Origin of the sequence: Citrobacter sp. TBCS-14, from assembly GCF_005280805.1 — a bacterium.
In the GTDB taxonomy this organism is placed as follows: domain Bacteria; phylum Pseudomonadota; class Gammaproteobacteria; order Enterobacterales; family Enterobacteriaceae; genus Citrobacter; species Citrobacter gillenii.
The window spans coordinates 1-244 of the sequence record NZ_SZWM01000610.1; the positions used below are offsets into that span (position 1 = coordinate 1).

The 244-nt window shown below is 50.8% G+C and carries 1 pseudogene; it reads right to left on the reverse strand.

Annotated elements, in window-relative coordinates:
- A pseudogene (locus FDX22_RS20240) lies at window positions 1-244 on the reverse strand (UxaA family hydrolase); the annotation flags it as partial.

Below are 244 nucleotides of genomic sequence, written 5' to 3' on the forward strand. Positions count from 1 at the left end.
GCGTCATTACCCGGAGCACTTAACAGATTCAGACCAGGCGTTTTCAGGCGTTCACCGTAGCGTAGTACATCGACAACTTTGCTGGAACCCGCTTTCTGTGTACAGCCCAGTGATTTATCTTCCAGCGTGGTGATACCACCCGCTTTGTTCCCCGGCGATGGGTTCTCGTAGATCGGCTGGTCGTGAGCAATGAAGTATTGCTTGAAGTCATTGACCATGGTCACCAGCTTATCGAAGGTTTCTT